Annotated in this window: 16 protein-coding genes and 1 pseudogene; 14 read left to right on the top strand and 3 right to left on the bottom strand. The window is 62.3% G+C overall.

Going from position 1 to position 18,732, the window contains the following annotated elements; all coding sequences use genetic code 11:
* Positions 1–68: 68 nt before the first annotated feature.
* Positions 69–335 (bottom strand): hypothetical protein, encoded by a 267-nt coding sequence (locus tag AB7783_RS09935; protein WP_139285819.1) that lies wholly within the window; start codon positions 333–335, stop codon positions 69–71.
* Between the two features lie 66 nt (positions 336–401).
* Here AB7783_RS09935 and AB7783_RS09940 point away from each other — a divergent pair, with 66 nt between their 5' ends.
* From AB7783_RS09940 to AB7783_RS09965, 6 genes are all read left to right on the top strand, one after another.
* Entirely contained in the window at positions 402–653 is a 252-nt protein-coding gene (locus tag AB7783_RS09940; protein ID WP_439058631.1) for a hypothetical protein, read from the top strand.
* Positions 654–793: 140 nt separating this feature from the next.
* Positions 794–2,254, top strand: a complete 1,461-nt coding sequence (gene radA / locus AB7783_RS09945) for a DNA repair protein RadA (RefSeq protein ID WP_120292301.1) — start codon at positions 794–796, stop codon at positions 2,252–2,254.
* A 238-nt stretch (positions 2,255–2,492) separates the two neighbouring features.
* On the top strand, positions 2,493–3,125 hold the full coding sequence (locus AB7783_RS09950) for a CvpA family protein (RefSeq protein WP_068731040.1): 633 nt from the start codon (positions 2,493–2,495) through the stop codon (positions 3,123–3,125).
* Positions 3,126–3,160: 35 nt separating this feature from the next.
* Positions 3,161–4,654: an amidophosphoribosyltransferase gene (gene purF / locus AB7783_RS09955; RefSeq protein WP_175366158.1), complete on the top strand. Its 1,494-nt coding sequence runs from the start codon at positions 3,161–3,163 to the stop codon at positions 4,652–4,654.
* Positions 4,655–4,817: 163 nt separating this feature from the next.
* The gene (locus tag AB7783_RS09960; protein ID WP_441277516.1) at positions 4,818–5,558 is read left to right on the top strand and encodes an SDR family NAD(P)-dependent oxidoreductase; all 741 of its coding nucleotides are present in this window, start codon (positions 4,818–4,820) and stop codon (positions 5,556–5,558) included.
* A gap of 199 nt (positions 5,559–5,757) precedes the next feature.
* The gene (locus AB7783_RS09965; RefSeq protein ID WP_441277517.1) at positions 5,758–6,891 is read left to right on the top strand and encodes a hypothetical protein; all 1,134 of its coding nucleotides are present in this window, start codon (positions 5,758–5,760) and stop codon (positions 6,889–6,891) included.
* Between the two features lie 17 nt (positions 6,892–6,908).
* On the opposite strand, the pseudogene AB7783_RS09970 reads toward AB7783_RS09965, so the two are convergent.
* Positions 6,909–6,995, bottom strand: a pseudogene (locus AB7783_RS09970) (IS5/IS1182 family transposase); the annotation flags it as partial.
* A 137-nt stretch (positions 6,996–7,132) separates the two neighbouring features.
* Here AB7783_RS09970 and AB7783_RS09975 point away from each other — a divergent pair.
* From AB7783_RS09975 to AB7783_RS10010, 8 genes are all read left to right on the top strand, one after another.
* Positions 7,133–7,945, top strand: a complete 813-nt coding sequence (locus AB7783_RS09975; RefSeq protein ID WP_441277518.1) for a class I SAM-dependent methyltransferase — start codon at positions 7,133–7,135, stop codon at positions 7,943–7,945.
* Positions 7,946–8,256: 311 nt separating this feature from the next.
* Complete coding sequence (locus AB7783_RS09980; protein ID WP_441277519.1) at positions 8,257–8,787, top strand: RNA polymerase sigma factor; 531 nt, start codon at positions 8,257–8,259, stop codon at positions 8,785–8,787.
* 112 nt (positions 8,788–8,899) lie between these two features.
* Positions 8,900–9,844 (top strand): FecR family protein, encoded by a 945-nt coding sequence (locus AB7783_RS09985; protein WP_441277520.1) that lies wholly within the window; start codon positions 8,900–8,902, stop codon positions 9,842–9,844.
* A 219-nt stretch (positions 9,845–10,063) separates the two neighbouring features.
* Positions 10,064–12,643, top strand: a complete 2,580-nt coding sequence (locus AB7783_RS09990; RefSeq protein WP_441277521.1) for a TonB-dependent receptor domain-containing protein — start codon at positions 10,064–10,066, stop codon at positions 12,641–12,643.
* A 73-nt stretch (positions 12,644–12,716) separates the two neighbouring features.
* Complete coding sequence (locus AB7783_RS09995) at positions 12,717–13,532, top strand: hypothetical protein (protein WP_441277522.1); 816 nt, start codon at positions 12,717–12,719, stop codon at positions 13,530–13,532.
* A gap of 147 nt (positions 13,533–13,679) precedes the next feature.
* Positions 13,680–14,435 carry a hypothetical protein gene (locus tag AB7783_RS10000; protein ID WP_441277523.1) on the top strand — a complete coding sequence of 252 codons (756 nt, stop codon included), beginning with the start codon at positions 13,680–13,682 and terminating at the stop codon, positions 14,433–14,435.
* Positions 14,436–14,449: 14 nt separating this feature from the next.
* On the top strand, positions 14,450–16,294 hold the full coding sequence (locus AB7783_RS10005; protein WP_441279675.1) for a type I secretion system permease/ATPase: 1,845 nt from the start codon (positions 14,450–14,452) through the stop codon (positions 16,292–16,294).
* Positions 16,284–17,594, top strand: coding sequence for an HlyD family type I secretion periplasmic adaptor subunit (locus AB7783_RS10010; RefSeq protein ID WP_441277524.1), 1,311 nt, complete (start codon positions 16,284–16,286; stop codon positions 17,592–17,594). The genes AB7783_RS10005 and AB7783_RS10010 overlap by 11 nt, the downstream gene beginning before the upstream one ends.
* 16 nt (positions 17,595–17,610) lie before the next feature.
* Here AB7783_RS10010 and AB7783_RS10015 read toward each other — a convergent pair whose 3' ends face one another.
* Positions 17,611–18,651 (bottom strand): AraC family transcriptional regulator, encoded by a 1,041-nt coding sequence (locus AB7783_RS10015; RefSeq protein WP_441277525.1) that lies wholly within the window; start codon positions 18,649–18,651, stop codon positions 17,611–17,613.
* Positions 18,652–18,732: the final 81 nt, after the last annotated feature.

Below are 18,732 nucleotides of genomic sequence, written 5' to 3' on the forward strand. Positions count from 1 at the left end.
ACACAGCTGCACTGCGCCTGGATTCACCGCAGAGCCCGACGTGAGATCAATCGGCCTCAGCAGCCAACCTAATAACCGTCGCGGGGCAGCCCGAAGAGTTGCTCGAACACACTCGGTTGGCGAACCACCCATTGGCCCGGTTCGCCCGTTCTCAGATCCCGCACATAACGCGGCGGCGCTTCCACATAGTAAAGCGGCGGCGGCGCGCGAATGCCGGTATCCATCGTGATGGGATAGCGCGCGGTGCCGGCGCGATAGCGCGCATCACGATAGTCAGAGGCAAGTACCGGCGTCGCCAGCGTCGCTGCACCCAGCACGATTATCAAAATACGCACGGCACACCTCACGCTGACGTCACTGCGGTGAGGCTATCGGGCGGAGGTTAATGAAGGATTCGTCGCATGGCAGTTCCACGCGAGCTCCTGCGCGGAACAAATTGGACTCGCGAAGCGCTGGACTGCGGCTCAGCTCGTTGGTCGAGCAGCCTCGATTGCTCACCACTGCTGCTCGCGGCGCGTCTACCGAGCGTAAGCAATCGCCAAGTTGAACAGGACCACTGCAGAGGCTGCACCTCCGGCATCGCCGCGGCAAAGGCGATCCAGGCCGACATTGCCGACCAGTTCTCGCGCGTCGGAATTTTGGCAACCAAATAGACCTTGCCCATGTGCCGGTCGATGCGTCCCACCCGGCGAGGCTGGCGAACCCTTCGAGAAGAAACTTGCAAATGCCCCGCTCAACCGCGTAGACCAAGAGAACAAACCAAAAACACCCACAGTCGCGATTCCTTCCGCCAATGGCCAAAAACCTCCTCTCCTTCGTCTGCCAGAATTGTGGTGCCGCCTATAACAAGTGGCAGGGCAAGTGCGACGCCTGCGGCGAGTGGAATTCGCTGGCCGAAGAGGACACCACCGGCGTCACCACGATTCCGGTCAGCGCGCGCTCCAAGCGCAAGGGGCGCACCTTCAATCTCGAAAGCCTGACCGGCCAGAGCAACGATGCGCCGCGCATTGCCTCGGGGATGGGCGAGCTCGACCGCGTCACCGGCGGCGGTTTCGTGCGCGGCTCGGTGCTCTTGATCGGCGGCGATCCCGGCATCGGCAAGTCGACACTGCTGACCCAGGCCACCAGCCTGATGGCGCGGGCCGGCCATCGCGTCGTCTACATCTCCGGCGAAGAAGCCGTGGCACAGGTGCGGCTGCGCGCGTCGCGTTTGGGCCTTGCAGACGCCTCGGTGCAGCTCGCGTCCGAGACCTCGGTCGAGGATATCATCGCCACGCTGTCCGAAGGCACGGTGCCGCGGCTGATCGTGATCGACTCGATCCAGACCATGTGGACCGACACCGTGGAATCCGCGCCGGGCACAGTGACTCAGGTCCGTGCCTCGGCGCAGGCGCTCATTCGCTTTGCCAAGAAATCCGGCGCCACCATCATCCTGGTCGGCCATGTCACCAAGGACGGCCAGATCGCCGGGCCCCGTGTGGTCGAGCATATGGTCGATGCCGTAATGTCCTTCGAGGGCGAAGGCTCGCAGCAGTTCCGCATCCTGCGCGCGGTGAAGAACCGCTTCGGCCCCACCGACGAGATCGGCGTGTTCGAGATGACCGGTCTCGGCCTGCGTGAGGTCTCCAACCCGTCGGAGCTGTTCCTGTCCGATCGCGATCTCGGCTCGCCGGGCACCGCCGTTTTTGCCGGCATGGAGGGCACGCGCCCGGTGCTGGTGGAACTGCAGGCTCTGGTTGCGCCGACCACACTGGGCACCCCCCGCCGCGCCGTGGTGGGCTGGGATTCATCCCGGCTGTCGATGGTGCTGGCAGTGCTGGAGGCCCACTGCGGGGTCAAGCTGTCGGGCTACGACGTCTATTTCAACGTCGCCGGCGGATTGCGCATCAACGAGCCCGCCGCCGACATGGCCGCGGCCGCAGCACTTGTGTCGTCGCTCTGCAATGCCCCGCTACCCACCGACGCGGTCTATTTCGGCGAAATCTCGCTGTCCGGCGCCGTGCGCCCGGTGGCGCAGACCTCGGCGCGGCTGAAAGAGGCGGCAAAACTCGGCTTCGGCCGCGCAGTGCTGCCGGAATCGGCGCGCGGCGACCCCGGCGGCGATGCCGGACTGTCGCTGAATACCATCGGCGGCCTGACCTCGCTGGTCGCCGATATCGCTGCGCGCGGCGTCAAACCCACGCGCGACAACAGCAAAAGCACAGATGCCGAGAAAAATACCGTACCCGCGCGATTCAAGCGCCAGGACGGCTGACAGCGACGTGACCTGCGCTCCCGCGGCCGCTATAGAATGCGCGCGCGACAGACTGCGCAGATGTGCAACACGCTCCGTTAAGGCACTCTGCCGAAAGCGGAACAATGGTGTGATCTGGTGTGCTCTTGCGGCCGATAGCGGTTTTCCGGCCTTGCGAGACGTGCCATATCACCGTCACCTGAAGCGGCCGCCTGTGCCGATTCGCGGTTTCTGATTCACGAGCGGACCTGACCAGCCGATGCCGATCACGATTCTCGACCTTGTCCTGCTCGGCGTCATGCTGATCTCCGGCCTGCTGGCCATGGTCCGCGGCTTCATGCGCGAGATCCTGTCGATCGCGGCCTGGGGCGCGGCGGCGCTGGTCACCCTATTTGCTTTCCAGAAGCTGCTCCCGACCGCTAAAACTTATTTCAACAACGATACCGTCGCCAGCATCGTGGTGGTGGCCGGCGTGTTCATCGGCACGCTGATCGTGGTCTCGATCATCACCGTCCGCATCTCCGACATGATCCTGGATTCGCGCATCGGCGCGCTGGACCGCACGCTCGGCTTCCTGTTCGGCCTCGCCCGCGGCCTCCTGATCGTGGTCGTCGCCTTCCTGTTCTTCTCATGGCTGGTCCCGGACAAGCAGCGTCCGGACTGGGTCACGGGTGCCAAATCGCGCGTCGTGCTGCAGGGAACCGGCGATTGGCTGATGGCACTCTTGCCGGATGACCCTGAAAACACCATCTTGAAGAGGTTCAAGAAAAACAAACCCGATGAGGATACGACCGACGCCGAGCCCGCAGCGCCCGGCGCCGCGGATGGCTATTCCAAACCTGCCCGCGACAGCCTGAAAAAGCTGATCGATGGCAAACCGGCGGGACGCTAGGCGTTCTTAGTTTCTCGCGACACCTGAAAGGCGCGATGGATCCGATGCAGAGCCCTTCCGACGACGCGAGCACCACCATGCGAAATCCCGATCTCGACGGCGACATGCTCCGCGAAAAATGCGGTGTATTTGGTATCTACGGCCATCCCGATGCGGCGGCGATCACCGCGCTCGGTCTCCACGCCCTCCAGCATCGCGGACAGGAAGCCGCCGGCATCGTCGCCTTCGATGGCAAGCGCTTCCATTCCGAACGTCGCCTCGGCCTCGTCGGCGACACCTTCTCCCGCCGCGAAGTGATCGAGCGCCTGCCCGGCACCGCCGCCGTCGGCCACACCCGCTACTCCACCACGGGCGAAACCATTCTCCGCAACGTCCAGCCGCTATTCGCCGAACTCAATGCCGGCGGTTTTGCAGTGGCCCATAACGGCAACCTCACCAACGGTCTGACCCTGCGCCGCGAGCTCGTGAAGAACGGCGCGATGATGCAGTCGACCACCGACACCGAGGTCATCCTGCACCTCGTCGCGCATTCCAAGCGCAACCGTTTCATCGACCGCTATATTGAAGCACTCCGCGCCATCGAAGGCGCCTATGCGCTGGTGTCGCTGACCAACAAGAAGCTGGTCGGCGCCCGTGATCCGCTCGGCATCCGCCCGCTGGTGCTGGGTGAACTTGACGGCTCGCCGATCCTCGCATCCGAGACCTGCGCGCTCGATATCATCGGCGCCAAGTACATCCGCGACATCGAGCCTGGCGAAGTCATCGTGTTCGACGAGAACGGCGCGCAGAGCCACAAGCCGTTCGCGCCGCAAGCGCCACGCCCCTGCATCTTCGAATATATCTACTTCGCACGCCCCGACTCGATCGTCGGCGGCCGCTCGGTCTACGACACCCGCAAGGCGATGGGCGAACAGCTCGCCCGCGAGACCCATGTGGAAGCCGACGTGATCGTGCCGGTGCCGGACTCCGGCGTGCCTGCCGCGATCGGCTATTCCCGCGCTTCGGGCGTGCCGTTCGAACTCGGCATCATCCGCAATCACTATGTCGGCCGCACCTTCATCCAGCCGACCCAGAGCGTGCGCGAACTCGGCGTGCGCATGAAACATTCGGCCAACCGCGCCGCCATCGAAGGCAAGCGCATTGTGCTGATCGACGACAGTCTGGTGCGCGGCACCACGTCGAAGAAGATCGTCAAGATGATGCGCGACGCCGGCGCCAAGGAAGTCCACTTCCGCATCGCCTCGCCGCCGATCACCCATCCCGACTATTACGGCATCGACACGCCGGACCGCGCGGGTCTTTTGGCCGCCACGCACACGCTGGAAGAAATGCGCGACCTGATCGGCGCGGACTCGCTGGCCTTCGTCTCGGTCGATGGCATCTACCGCGCCATGGGCGAACCCGGCCGCGATCCCGCCCATCCGAAATTCGCCGATCACTGTTTCACCGGCGACTATCCGACCCCGCTCACCGACATGAGCGAGATCGACGCCCCGCGGCAGCTCTCGCTGCTGGCTGAGGCGAGCTGATCGCAGTCTTATCGGGTGTCATTCCCGCGAAAGCGGGGATCCATAGCCACGATCTAATTTGTTTGGCTCTGGATTAGACACAACCACCTTTCCGCATCATAACCCTCCCGTATATGGATCCCCGCCTTCGCGGGGATGACGCCTGAGATTTATGAGCCGCGCCATGACCCTTCCCCTCGCCTCCCGTATCGCCCTCGTCACCGGCGCCTCGCGCGGCATCGGCTATGCCACCGCGCTCGCACTGGCCAAGGCCGGCGCGCACATCGTCGCCGTGGCGCGCACCCAGGGCGGCCTCGAAGAACTCGACGACGCGATCCGCGCCGAAGGCGGCAGTGCCACGCTGGTGCCGCTGAACGTCACCGATCTCGACGGCCTGTCGCGCCTCGGCGCCGCTCTGCATGAGCGTCACGGCAAGCTCGATATTCTGGTCGGCAATGCCGGCGTCGCAGGCCCCTCGTCGCCGCTCGGCCATATCGAGATGAAGGCCTGGAACGACACCATGGCCACCAACCTCACGGCCAACTTCCAGCTGATCCGCTGCATGGAGCCGCTGCTGCAGCAGTCCGATGCGGGCCGCGCGGTGTTCCTCACATCCGGCACCGCCAGCAAGGCCTCTGCCTATCGCGGCCCCTATGCCGTCTCCAAGGCTGCGCTGGAAACGCTGGTCCGGGTCTGGGCCAACGAGACCGCGACCACGAATATCCGCGTCAACCTGTTCAATCCCGGCCCCGTGCGCACGCATATGCGCGCCATTGTGATGCCCGGCGAGGATCCCGAGACGCTCGACACGCCGGCGCAAGTTGCCGAGACCATCGTGCCGCTCTGCCTGCCGTCATGGACGGAGACGGGCAAGTTCGTTGATTACAAGACCGGCAAGGTGATGGGCTTTCATCCGCCGGCGTGACGATTTCGTAGAACGACCCTCACTCCGTCATGGCCGGGCTTGTCCCGGCCATCCACGTCTAACGTTGCGGCCAAGGAGTGGATGCCCGGAACAAGTCCGGGCATGACGACCGAGAGCGCACAGGATTGACTCTTCCCAATCTCAAGCCTTCACTCCCTCCCAAGCGGGACAACCCGCACCGACAATCAGGGAGGTCGTCATGGCGTTGCCAACTCATCGCGCGCGGTCACTGCGTGCACTTGCAACAGCAGCCCTCGCTTTCGCCGCGCTGTCCCTCGCACCTCCCTCCTCTCGCGCCGCCGATATCCCCCGCTTCGAGGTCGACGCATCCTGGCCGAAGCCGCTGCCGAACAATTGGATCCTCGGTCAGGTCGGCGGCATCACGACCGACAAGGACGGCCACGTCTGGGTGATCCATCGCCCGCGCTCGCTGACCGATGACGAGAAAGGCGCGGCACTCAATCCGCCGCGTTCGAAGTGCTGCGTCTCCGCACCGCCGGTGCTGGAGTTCGACGCCGCCGGCAATCTCTTGCGCTCATGGGGCGGACCCGGCGAAGGCTATGAATGGGTCGGCCGCGAACATGGCATCGAAGTCGACGAGAAAGGCTTCGTCTGGGTCGGTGGCAATCTCGACAACGACAATGCAATCCTGAAATTCACCACTGACGGCAAGTTCGTGATGCAGATCGGCAAGATCGCGCCGAGCAAGGGCAGCAACGACACCACGCAGCTCGGCAAGCCCGCCGAGACCGCCATCGACAAGGATGCCAACGAGATCTATGTCGCTGACGGTTACGGCAATCGCCGCGTCATCGTGTTCGATGCGACCACCGGCGCCTACAAGCGGCACTGGGGCGCCTATGGCAACAAGCCTAATGACGACAAGCAGGCGGCCTATGATCCAAACGCGCCGGTGGCACAACAATTCGGCAATCCCGTGCATTGCGTGAAGCTCGCCAATGACGGCCTCGTCTATGTCTGCGACCGCATCAACAACCGCGTGCAGGTGTTCAAGAAGGACGGCAGCTTCGTGAAGGAGTGGTTCTACGAGAAGGCCACGCTCGGCAACGGCGCGGTGTGGGATCTCGCGGTGTGGCCCGACCCGAAACAGACCTGGCTGCTGACGGCGGATGGCGAGAACAACGAGATCCGCGTCATCAATCGCGACGATGGCAAGGTCGTCGGCACCTTCGGCCGCAACGGCCGCCAGGCCGGCCAGTTCCACTGGATTCACGCCATGGCTGTCGATGCCAAGGGCAATGTCTATACGGCCGAAGTCGACACCGGAAAGCGCATCCAGAAATTCAGGCTGGTCTCGGATGCGCTGAAGTAGTCTTCGCGGCAATCAGACCGACTGTTTCTGGTCCTGATGATACACGCCCCATCCTGATGCACACGGACAATGGAGCTGTCCATCATCTGGACAGCCGCATCGTTCGAGCTCCCGGTTGGAGAATTTGAATCACTGACGTTCGGCCAGACGCAATGGCCTTGGCTCGGCTCTCGCCCTTCGGGACGACGCCGACAATACATGCTAGTCTCGCGCGCCATCAAACGGATGACGGGTGATAGCAATGCTGGAAACCGACAAGTTGTTCGCTGGCTCGATTCCGGAAAACTACGATCGCTATATGGTGCCGTTGATTTTCGAGCCCTACGCCGCAGATCTCGCACAACGCGCAGCGTCTTTCGCGCCAGGCGCCGTTCTGGAAATTGCCGCGGGCACCGGGGTTGTCACCCGCGCGTTGACGCCAAAATTATCCCCACGCGCAAGCTATATTGTCACCGACCTCAACCAGCCGATGCTCGACTACGCCGCGTCGCGACAAGCTCCGGACAATCGCATCACATGGCGACAAGCGGATGCTCTGGCGCTCCCGTTTGAAAATGCGGCCTTCGATCTCGTGTGTTGTCAGTTCGGTGCGATGTTCTTTCCTAATCGCCCATCTGCCTACCGCGAAGCGAAGCGAGTTCTGAAGCCCGGAGGACATCTTTTATTCAATGTATGGGATCGCATCGAGGACAATGTATTTGCTGACGATGTGACGAATGCTCTCGCAAAGATTTTCCCGGACGATCCGCCGCGCTTTCTGGCGCGCACGCCGCACGGCTACCACGATACGGCACTGATCCGTCGCGAGCTGGAGGACGCAGGTTTCTCCCACGTGATGATCGAGACGAGAGCCGAACAAAGCCGCGCATCCTCGCCGCGCCTTCCGGCCGTTGCTTATTGTCAGGGAACTGTTCTTCGCACCGAAATCGAAGCCAGAGACGCCGGAAAACTGGAAACTGCAACCGACTACGCCGCATCTGAAATTGCGCGCAGACATGGCAACGGCGAGGTTGCTGCTAAAATTCAGGCGCACGTGATTGTGGCTGTGGCCTGAGTGTCGGAATATCCCGTGCCGGCACTTCGCGGGGCCAGGCTTCCGTGAATTTCGAACCGTTCTATATCACGTCCTCATCAATAACTTGAGCTGGACGGTGGTACCGTCTATCTCTGCCGGAAGATCAGGAGCATCCTGACCGCAGGAACCGGTGATGAGCGAGATTTCCGATAGCGACATTGGCGCCGTCGGTGACATGGTCGACGATCTCGTCATACAGACAACCTATCGTCTGTATGGGTCAGCTATCGTCCCGTTCTCAATGATCACCGCAACGCATCGAATCCCGTCTTGTTCGAACGCGTGACATCATGACCCTCTGGAAGAGCACGATCGCGAGGCTCTTTACGTCACATCGCGCTCATCTCGAAACGCTCGTGCGTCGCCGGGTCCGCGATCGTGAAGTGGCTTCGGAGATCGTCCAGGACGTCTTCGCCCGGGTACTTGCCGCCGGGACTAACGGCTCGGATGAAGACAACAAGCGCGTCCTCTACGCTGCAGCCCGGAACGCCGCGATCGACCATAACCTGACGGCATCGCGGCGGCATCATATGCTCGCCGACGTACTGCCTGAACAGCTCAGCCCCGGGCAGCCATCGGAAGATGCAGCATTACAGGCGCGCGAAGCCGTCGCTGCACTGGATCGCGCGCTCGCGCAGCTTCCCGCCCGAACCCGCGAGATCTTCGTTCGCCGACGTGTCAACGGCGAATCCAACGCCGAGATCGGACAGCGGTTCGGCATTTCCGTGAGTGCCGTCGAAAAACATCTGCTACGCGCCATGCAACATTGCCGCGCCGCCGTGGACGATCATCTCAACCTCGCCAGCAAAGATTTCCGCTAAAATGGATGTGGGTTCTTTCTCGTCGCTCGTTGTAAAGGTAGGAGTAGCTGGAACGCTTCTAACGGCAGGAGCATTCCCGCGTCGCCTTTTCGATCGATCGAAGGAATTGCTGATGAAACCTGGCGACCGGCCAACGAAAGCACAATGCGCCGCCGCTGATCTCTGGCTCATCCGACGCGACGGGACGACAACCGAGGCCGACGAAGCGTCCTTTCGGCAATGGCTCGATGAGGATCATCGTCATCAACTGGCCTATCGCGAAGCAGCGACGATCTGGCAGCAGCTTGAGGAGCCTGCCATTCGGCTGGCTGCACGCGACCATCGTCTCGGCAACATCGCTGCCCGGCGCCAGATGAGATGGTGGCCAGCATTGCCCGCAGCGATCGCTGCGGCCTGCGTCATCTGGGTCATCAATCCATCGATGCTCGAGAACTGGCAGGCAGATATTGTCACGGCGCGTGGTCAGGTGGTCGCCCGCGACCTGCCGGACGGCTCCCGCTTGAACATCGGTGCTGACACTGCACTGGACATCGACTTCAAGGATGGTCGACGCCGCGTCGTTCTGCGCCGTGGCCAGGCCTTTTTCGATGTTAAGCCCGATCAGACCGCCTTTACGGTCGATAGTGGCGCCGGCGAAATCCGCGTACTCGGTACCGCCTTCAATATCGACCGCACGGCTGATGGTGTCGAGGTGACGGTTCAACGCGGACTGGTGTCGGTCGCCGGTCAGGACCGCGATGCGACCGTCAAGCTATCGGCAAACCAGCATGTGCGCGTGTCCGGCGGAAAACTCGGCACCGTGGAAACCGGAGATATTGATGCCAGGCTGGCGTGGATATCCGGTCGCCTGGTCTTCGACCGCGTTCCGCTATATCGGGTCGTCGAAGCGCTGCAGCGTCAGACATCGAGCCGCATCGTCATCCGTGGTCGCTTCAGCGATCTGCTCGTCTCCGGCACGTTTCCGACCACGAATGTCGATGAAAGCCTCACAGCCATTGCTGGCATGATCGAGGGCAACGTCGCCCAGATCACCCCCTGGGTGACTGTGATCTACTGAATTCCTCCGCTGTTTACCGGAATTCTAAACCGCAACACGCACCGACCTGATGTGGGTTTGATTTCGTGACTCGTTGAACTGGATGAAGAGCAAAAGCTCTTCGCGGCGCTGGGCGGCGCACAGCAAACAATGAGACAACGGAGTTCGTGCGTAATGCGGTTCGGGGGTAGACGGGGCGTCGCTCGCCATGTGGCGAGCGGGCTGATCGGCATATTGCCGTTGATCACGACAGTACCGGCCTTTGGCCAAAACAATGTCGAAGCAACAGCGACCGCCTCTACGACCTACCCGCTCAACATTCCCGCCAAGCCTCTTGCAGCGGCAATTGCCGATCTCGGCGCCAGCAGCGGATGGCGCATCCTCTACACGATCCAGCTCGCGCCAGACATGCGCAGCCAACCGTTGAACGGCAATTACACGGTAGCGCAAGCGCTGGGACAACTGCTGGCCGGCACAGGAATTACGTATCGCATCACCGGCCCGAAAGCCGCGCTGCTGATCGATCCGTCGCAGAGCCGCGCGGGCCCCGTCCCTTCCGGCGACGGCGTCCAGCTCGATACGATCGTCGTCGATGCGGCCAGGAGCGATAATACGACGGGCTCCGGCTATCAGGGAACGCCGGACTGGGTCTACCAGCGACCCGCAGCCGTCAGCGTGATCTCACGCGAAGCGATCGAGAGCAGCCCGACACGCAACGCACGCGATCTGCTCGACAATGTCGCCGGCGTCTATGCCAACCGCTCGGCGGCACAGAACCCTGGCATCAGCGTCAATATCCGCGGCCTGCAGGATCAGGATCGCATTGCCACCATGATCGATGGCGCGCGGCAGAATTTCCAGCGCAGCGGCCACGGTGCGACGCAACGGACCTATGTCGACACCGCCTTCCTGCGCCAGATCGACGTGGAGAAAAGTACGACGTCGGGCGTTGGAAGCGCCGGCGCACTCGGCGGCCTTGTCAATTTCCGCACCTTCATCGCCGACGACCTGATCAAGCCCGGCAATCAATATGGCGGCGTGGTGAATGCCACTACGGGTACCAATGCGTACAATTTCGATGGCTCGACGGCAGCAGCCGTCCGCGTGTCGGAGCGCTTCTCGGTGCTCGGCGGCGTCAGCTACAAGAACATCGGCGCCTATGACGTCGGCAAGAACGGCACCATCCCGACCGCGAATACCTATACCGGTACCGGCGACGTTCTGTTGTTTTCCGGCCAGGAGGTCTTTTCCACCATCCTGAAGGCAGAGGCGCTGACGACCGAGGACGTGAAGATCACGATCGGCTGGCTGCATAACGATTCCCGGTACAATACCGGAAACTACGATAACACGATCGCACGCGGCGGCATCCTGAAGTCCAGCGAGCAGGTCGCCAACGACACGTTCACCTCAGCGCTCGACTGGAATCCCGGCAATGACATCGTCGATCTGAAGGCCAAGCTCTATTACAACCACCTCAAGAACGACACGGTCTCCGATGGCGCCTTTGCACTAACCGGGCCATCGAATTTCGTGTTCTCGACACTGGGCGGCAGCGCCGAGAACACCAGTCGCTTCGAGACGGGCATCGGCGCGCTGGCGCTCAATTATGGCCTCGAAGTATTCAGCGACACCGGCAAGACGACACTGCAGCGCGGCTTTGTCTCGCCAACCACCGGCATCGACTATTCCAGCACCCTGACCGGCGGTACGCCGAGCGGAGATCGCGACGTCGCCAGTGGCTTCGGCACCGCCACTCTCAAACCGGCGGAATGGGTGACCCTGATCGGCGGCGTGCGCTACGACTGGTATCATATCGCGGGCAACGCGACGATCTACGGCGAAAGCCGAGAGATCGTCGAGCGACGGATGACCAATCCCGGAAGACCCGCCATCTGCAATGCACGCGGCTGCGGAGCAGCCGTCCCACCGACATATGTCGACATCTATGGCACCGTTTATAGGCCGTACAATCTCGATGTCGATAAATCGGGCGGCGCCTGGCTGCCGAATTTCACGGTCGCGTTTCAGCCAGTCGATTGGCTGCAGCCCTTCGCAAAATATTCCAAGAGCTATCGGCCGCCAACGGTCATGGAATCATTCCTGAACGGCGGCCACGATGCAAATGAGATCAGTGGCTATGCGCCAAATCCACTGCTGCGTCCGGAACGCGGCGACACCTACGAAGCCGGTTTCAATGTTCTGGCCAACGGCATTCTGACCGAGCGTGACGCTGTCCGCTTCAAAGCTGTAGGCTTCTATCGCGAAATTATCGACTATATCAGTTTCGGAAAAATCCGGAACGCGCAGGCCAACCAGCAATACGACAGCTATCTCAATCTGAACGGCGTCACGCGCATGAAGGGCGTCGAGATCGAGGCCAATTACGACGCGCGTTTCCTCTATATCGGCGGCACCGTCACGCGCATCGACACGGATTTCGCCGACAGTTTCACCAGCCCGACAGGACGGGACACTCCGATCAACAGTGGCCTCGGCGCCGCCGTCATCTTCGAGCAGCCAAAACTGCGCGTGACACTCGATGCGGGCATCCGGCTGCTCGATGAGAAGCTCACACTCGGAACACGTATCGTCGATGTATCGAAGACCGAGCCCGCCTTGGGTTCACTCCGGAGTGGATACGATATGCCGGCCTATCGCGTCTACGACATCTATGGGTCCTACGCCTTCGACGAAGCGACCAAACTACGTTTCGCGGTGAACAATCTCACCGACGTCGCCTATGCCCCGGCCGTCGGCGCCAATTTCTACGCCGCGCCGGGCCGTACCGCGACGGTGTCGCTGAACTACAAGTTCTAGGAATTCCCCGCCCCATTGGCGTGGATGGTGGCCCGCCACAAGCGGGCAAAGCAAGCAGAGAAGGGTTTCGAGAATGGCACTCAATCTTCAGCTTACGGCAGCAAGCAGCGACCTCGCAACATATCTGGCGTCGTACGACGCCAACTTCACCTACAACGGAAACGGCTGGTTCTCCACCTCGTTCACCGGCCAGGACCAGTGGTCGGCCGGTGTTGACACCGAAGGAACTGACAATAATCTGCCTTCCGTCATCATGAACATCCATGACTACAGCTATTCGCCCGGTGCATTCAACGGCGACGTGGAATCGCTCACACTCGGCCATAATCTTGAATATGTGCCGGCCACGGATCTGTGGGTGCAAGATCAGGAACTGATCATCACCAATAGCAGTGGCTACATGCCCGTCACCACCACCTTCAATCAGGCGATCTACTCGCTATCGCATGGTGGGCAGGTCGATGGCGGGACGTTCTTCGGTCAGTCATTCGCGGGTCTGACCGACTACTTTGCCGAGCAGGGGACGAACCAGACCGGCACCGCAGGCGACGATGTTCTCGTCAGCTTTGCTGGCGACGATGTTCTGACCGGCAATGGAGCCGTGCTGGTCGATACGTTCCTCTGGAGTGCGAATTACTACGATACTGCCGCAGGTACAGCAGCACAGGGCTGGGGCGACGACGTCGTCACAGACTTCTTCGACGGCGCTGACCAGATCCAGCTCTCCGGCTTCGGCTGGGCCAATGCCACGGCATTCCAGAGCGCCGGCGGCAGCCTGTCCGGCAATGTCATCACCTATGCCGACGCGACCAACGGGCTGACCAGCACCATCACGGTGAACTTCACTGGATCGGGCACGCTGGACTGGAGCGATATCGCCTTCGTCTAACAGGCTTCGCTGCGAGCTGGCGGCCACGCAACCTGCTGACGCGACGCTGATGTCGCGTCAGCTCCTTGCATCGGAATCGCCCGCGGGCTGATCACGACGCGCCGCCGGATCACGACATCCCGACAACCCAAATCCCGAGGAACGACAATGGCACTGACTATCACCTACAGCGAAGCAAGCAGCAACCTGCCCGCTTACCTGGACAACTGGATCGACAATTTCGAATATCGCGGCACCGGAAATTTCAACGCCGTGAAGAACACCACCGACCAGTGGTATGCCGGCACACGCATCGTCGGCGGCATCGACAACGACAAATCGTCAATCATCGTGAGCGGTGATGATTTCTCCTATGCGCCGGGCGTCGTCGATGGCACGGTCACCAACCTGACACTCGGTAGTAATCTGGCTTATGTCTCATCGACCGACCTGTGGGTCCAGGATCCCGGTCTGTCGATCGGATTCAGCGGCGCAACGCTGACGCCGGCCTTCGATGCCGCGATCACTGACCTGTCGCAGAACGGCAGCCTGAACGGCCTCTACGGCTACTTTGCCGAACAGGGCACCATCCAGACCGGCACGGCCGGCGACGATGTTATGCTGAGCTTCGGTGGCAATGACAGCTTCACTGGCGGTCTTGGCAACGATACGCTCGTTTTCGCCGACGGGTGGGCCAATGACGTCGTGCTGGATTTTCACGCGGCCGCGGGCGATTTCGACGTCCTCGACCTGCAGGACGTGACCAACATCTCGAACTATGTCGACCTGTTCTTCAACCACAGCAACTGGTGGGACAATAGCAACGTGCTCACCATCACCGATGGCGCCAACTCGATCCAGCTCGATGGCTATGTCGGGACAGACATGTTTGGTCTGATCCTGGACGGCCACTTCACCGTCTGAGCAGAACTGTCGTGGTGAAAGCTCCGCAGCGAAGTCCGTCGCAGCCATTGGCTGCGGCGGTTGTCTCGCCCCTTAAGTCCGCCGTCGGGGGGATCGCCGTGATCAGCGGCATCGTGAACGTGCTCGCGCTGACCGCGCCGCTGTTCATGCTGCAGGTCTATGACCGCGTGCTGGCCAGCCGCAGCATTTCGACGCTGATCGGCCTCGGTGTGCTGGCGGCCACGCTCTACGCTTTTCAGTCCCTTTTCGACATCATTCGATCGCGCATTCTGCTGCGCATCGGCGAGCGCTTTGATCATCAGTTGTCCGGCCGCGTGCATGATGCCGTTGTCGGTCTGCCGCTTGAGATGCCTTTGCCGGGCGATGGCCTGCAGCCCTTGCGCGATCTCGACAATGTGCGCGGCTTCCTGTCCGGCCCCGGTCCGACCGCCTTTTTCGACCTGCCGTGGATGCCGTTCTACCTCGCCATCTGTTTCGTGTTTCATTTCTGGATCGGCATCACGGCCCTCGCGGGTGCGGTCATCCTCGTATCCCTCACCCTTCTCACCAATGCCCGCTCGAGAGGGCCTGCCCGCGAAACCGTGCAACACGGCATGTTTCGCAACGCCCTGATGGAGGCCAGCCGTCGCAACGCCGAAGTGGTGCGCGCGATGGGCCTCGGCGGCCGGATGGCCGTGCGCTGGCATCGCACCAACTCGGATTATCTGGCGGCCAATCGACGAGCTGGCGATGTGGCAGGAGGCCTCGGTGGCGTAGCCCGCGCGCTGCGTGCGCTGCTGCAGTCGACCATGCTCGGTGTCGGCGCCTATCTCGTGATCAGGCAGGAAGCCAGCGCCGGCGTGATGGTGGCGAGTTCGATCATGATGGGCCGGGCGCTTGCGCCCGTGGATCTGGCCATCTCGACATGGAAGCCGTTCCTGATGGCACGGCAGAGCTGGGCACGGCTCGATGAATTGCTGACGCGCATGCCGGAAGCCACCAAGGCGATGGCGCTGCCGCGCGCCCACATCGATCTGCGCGTCGAGGCGATGACCATCGCGCCGCCCGGAGAGAAACGGCCGACGGTCACGGGGCTGAGCTTTACCGTCTCCGCCGGAAGCGCTCTTGGCATCATCGGCCATAGTGGCAGCGGCAAGTCCACACTGGCACGTGCACTGGTGGGCGCCTGGCGACCCGCCAGCGGCAAGGTGCGCATCGACGGTGCCAGCTTCGACCAGTGGGATCGCGAGATGCTCGGTCGCGATATCGGCTATCTGCCGCAGGGCGTCGAACTGTTCGATGGTACCATTGCCGAGAATATCTCCCGCTTCGAAGATGACCCGGACTCTGAGGCCATCGTCGCTGCCGCCAAGGCTGCCGGCGTGCACGATCTCATCCTGCGGCTGGAACATGGCTACCAGACGCGGATCGGCGAAGCCGGCTCCGCCCTGTCCGCCGGCCAGCGTCAGCGCATCGGGCTGGCACGCGCACTCTATGGCGATCCGTTCCTGATCGTGCTCGACGAGCCCAACGCCAATCTGGACGTGGAAGGCGAAGCGGCGGTCATCCGCGCCATTGCCGCTATCCGCGAGCGCAAGGGCATTGCCATTGTCATCGCTCATCGTCCGAGCGCAATCGACGCCGTTGACCTCGTCCTGGTGATGGAAGGGGGTCGTGCCAAGGCATTCGGTCCGCGCGCGGACGTCCTCAGCAAAGCACTGAAGGCTCCCGCCCCCGCAGCACACGGCAGCGGCACGACGACCGGCCATGCGGCCACCGCGCGGTCTCTGGCGCCGCTGCGGGTGATCGCCAATCCCGCCGACAAGTCGGGAATGAGCACACATCCTCACGACGATATGGAAGATCGCGATGCGCGATAGCAATGTCTCGGCGGTCTCCCACTCGATCCTGCGCCACCTCGGCATCGCCACGCTGGCGGTTGTTGTGCTGGTGGGTGGCATCGGCGGATGGGCCGCGGCGACCAATCTGGCCGGCGCAGTCGTCGCCGCAGGACACTTCGTCGTGGATACCAACGTCAAGAAGGTCCAGCACCCGACCGGCGGCGTGGTCGGCGAAATTCTGGTCCGCGAAGGACAACGCGTCACCGCAGGCGACATGGTGATGCGCCTCGACGCGACGCAAACGCGCGCCAATCTCGCCATCGTCACCAAGCGGCTCGACGAATTCGCGGTGCGACGGGCGCGGCTCCGCGCCGAGCGCGACGAGGCCGGCGTCATCGCCTTCCCCGACGAAATCAGATCACGCGCCGCTGATCCGGAGATCGCACAGCTCATGGCAGGCGAGAACAAGCTGTTCGAACTGCGCCGCGACGCCCGCCTCGGCCAGAAGGCGCAGCTTCGCGAACGCGCCCTTCAATACGGCAAGGAAGTGCGCGGCCTCGTGGCTCAGGAGGAAGCGAAAATTCGCGGCATCGGCCTGATCCAACGCGAACTGACAGGCGTGCGCGAACTCTGGGAGAAGGGGCTGGTGCCCATTCAGCGGATGATGGCGCTGGAACGCGAAGCGGCAAACCTCGACGGCGAACGCGGCCGGCTCGTTGAAGCCCAGGCGCAATCCGGCGGCAAGATTTCCGAAACACAGTTGCAGATGATTCAGGTCGACCAGGACCTCCGCAGCGAAGTCGCCAGCAGCCTGCGCGACATCGAGGGCCAGACGGCGGAATATGTCGAACGGAAGGTGACTGCAGAAGATCAGCTCAAGCGGATCGATATTATCGCGCCGCAAAGCGGACTGGTCCACGAGCTCGCGGTGCACACCGTTGGCGGCGTGATTTCGCCAGCCGACACCGTCATGCTGATCGTGCCGGACAGCGACAGGCTGGCGCTCGAAGTACAAATCAACCCGCAGGACATCGACCAGATACGGCTCGGACAGCCGGCCGTGCTGCGCATGTCGGCCTTCAACCAGCGCACCACTCCCGAACTGAACGGCAGCGTCAGCCGCATCGCCGCCGACCTGACGCTGGATCAGAAGTCCGGGCTTTCCCATTACATCGTGCGGATCACCATCCCGCCGCAGCAACTGGCGCGCCTCGGCAAACTCGCCCTCGTTCCCGGAATGCCTGCGGAAGCCTTCATTCAGACCAGCGAGCGCACAGTCCTGTCTTTTCTGATCAAGCCGATCGGTGACCAAATCGCACGATCATTTCGCGAGGAATAGCCGGTTCAAGTCGAGGTCAGCCTCTGCGCATGGGGCTCGGATACGGCTTCGCCGACTTCGCGCCGTCACGCCAGCGACCCGGTGCTATTCCGGTCACGCGCTTGAAGGCGCGATTGAAGGCCGCCTCGGAATCGTAGCCCACATCGCTGGCGATGACGGCAAGGCTGTCGGCGCCCGTTCGCATGCGCTCCGCTGCCAACTGCATCCGCCAGCTGGTGACATATTCGATCGGAGCCTGGCCCAACACCTCGTTGAAGCGCTCGGCGAGCACCGTGCGCGACGTGCCACATTCGCGGGCCAGATCGTCAACCGTCCAGCGATGGCCCGGGTTGCCATGGACATGCCTCATCGCACGCCCGAGCACGGGATCGTTCAGTGCTGCGAACCAGCCATGCGCGCTGGGCGGCAATCCCGCAGCGTAGCGACGCAGCACCTCGACGAATAGCAGCTCCATCAGCCGGCCGAGCATGATTTCACTGCCGGGCGTAGCGTCTTCGGTCAGTGAGAGAATTTCGCGCACCGTCGTGGCGAGAATCGCGCTCACCTTGTCGTCGCCGGCGCGATCGATGAGCATCGGCGGCAGGGTCCGAAAGACCGGAGAATGCAGCAACTCCGACGATTCGATGAAGCCGCAGACCATGCGGGTCTCCCGCCCTCCGCCGCCATGCTCGATCGTCCACATGCCGGATAGTGGACCGGCCCGCACCAGTTCCATCGCGGAACACAACTCCGCGCCGTCGCCGCTGTAGAACCTGTGCGTGTCGGCGAACGGCATCAGCAGAACGTCGCCCGCAGCAATGGTGCCTCGCTCGCCACTGGCGAGTTCGACGGTGCATTCGCCCGCCGCGATCAAATGAAAAATGCTGACATGGCGCAAATGCGCCATCGGAGTGCGTTCGTCGAAATGTTTCGGACTAATGAGGCCGAAGGGCTCGGTCAGGCTGGCGTTCAGAAATACCGATCCGCTGAGCCGGATCGACCGCAGCATATCTGCGAGCAAATCCCCACCGCGATCAATATCCGGCGTCGCTGCAAATGATGGCGGTGTCTCGATCATGTGAGGTCCTGAACCTCCGATCATCGTCCGCAGCCCCAACCGTGCGCGGCATGTGGCGCATTGTATCCGATGGAGACGATG

It is taken from the genome of Tardiphaga sp. 172_B4_N1_3 (genome assembly GCF_052076035.1).
Lineage (GTDB): Bacteria > Pseudomonadota > Alphaproteobacteria > Rhizobiales > Xanthobacteraceae > Tardiphaga > Tardiphaga robiniae.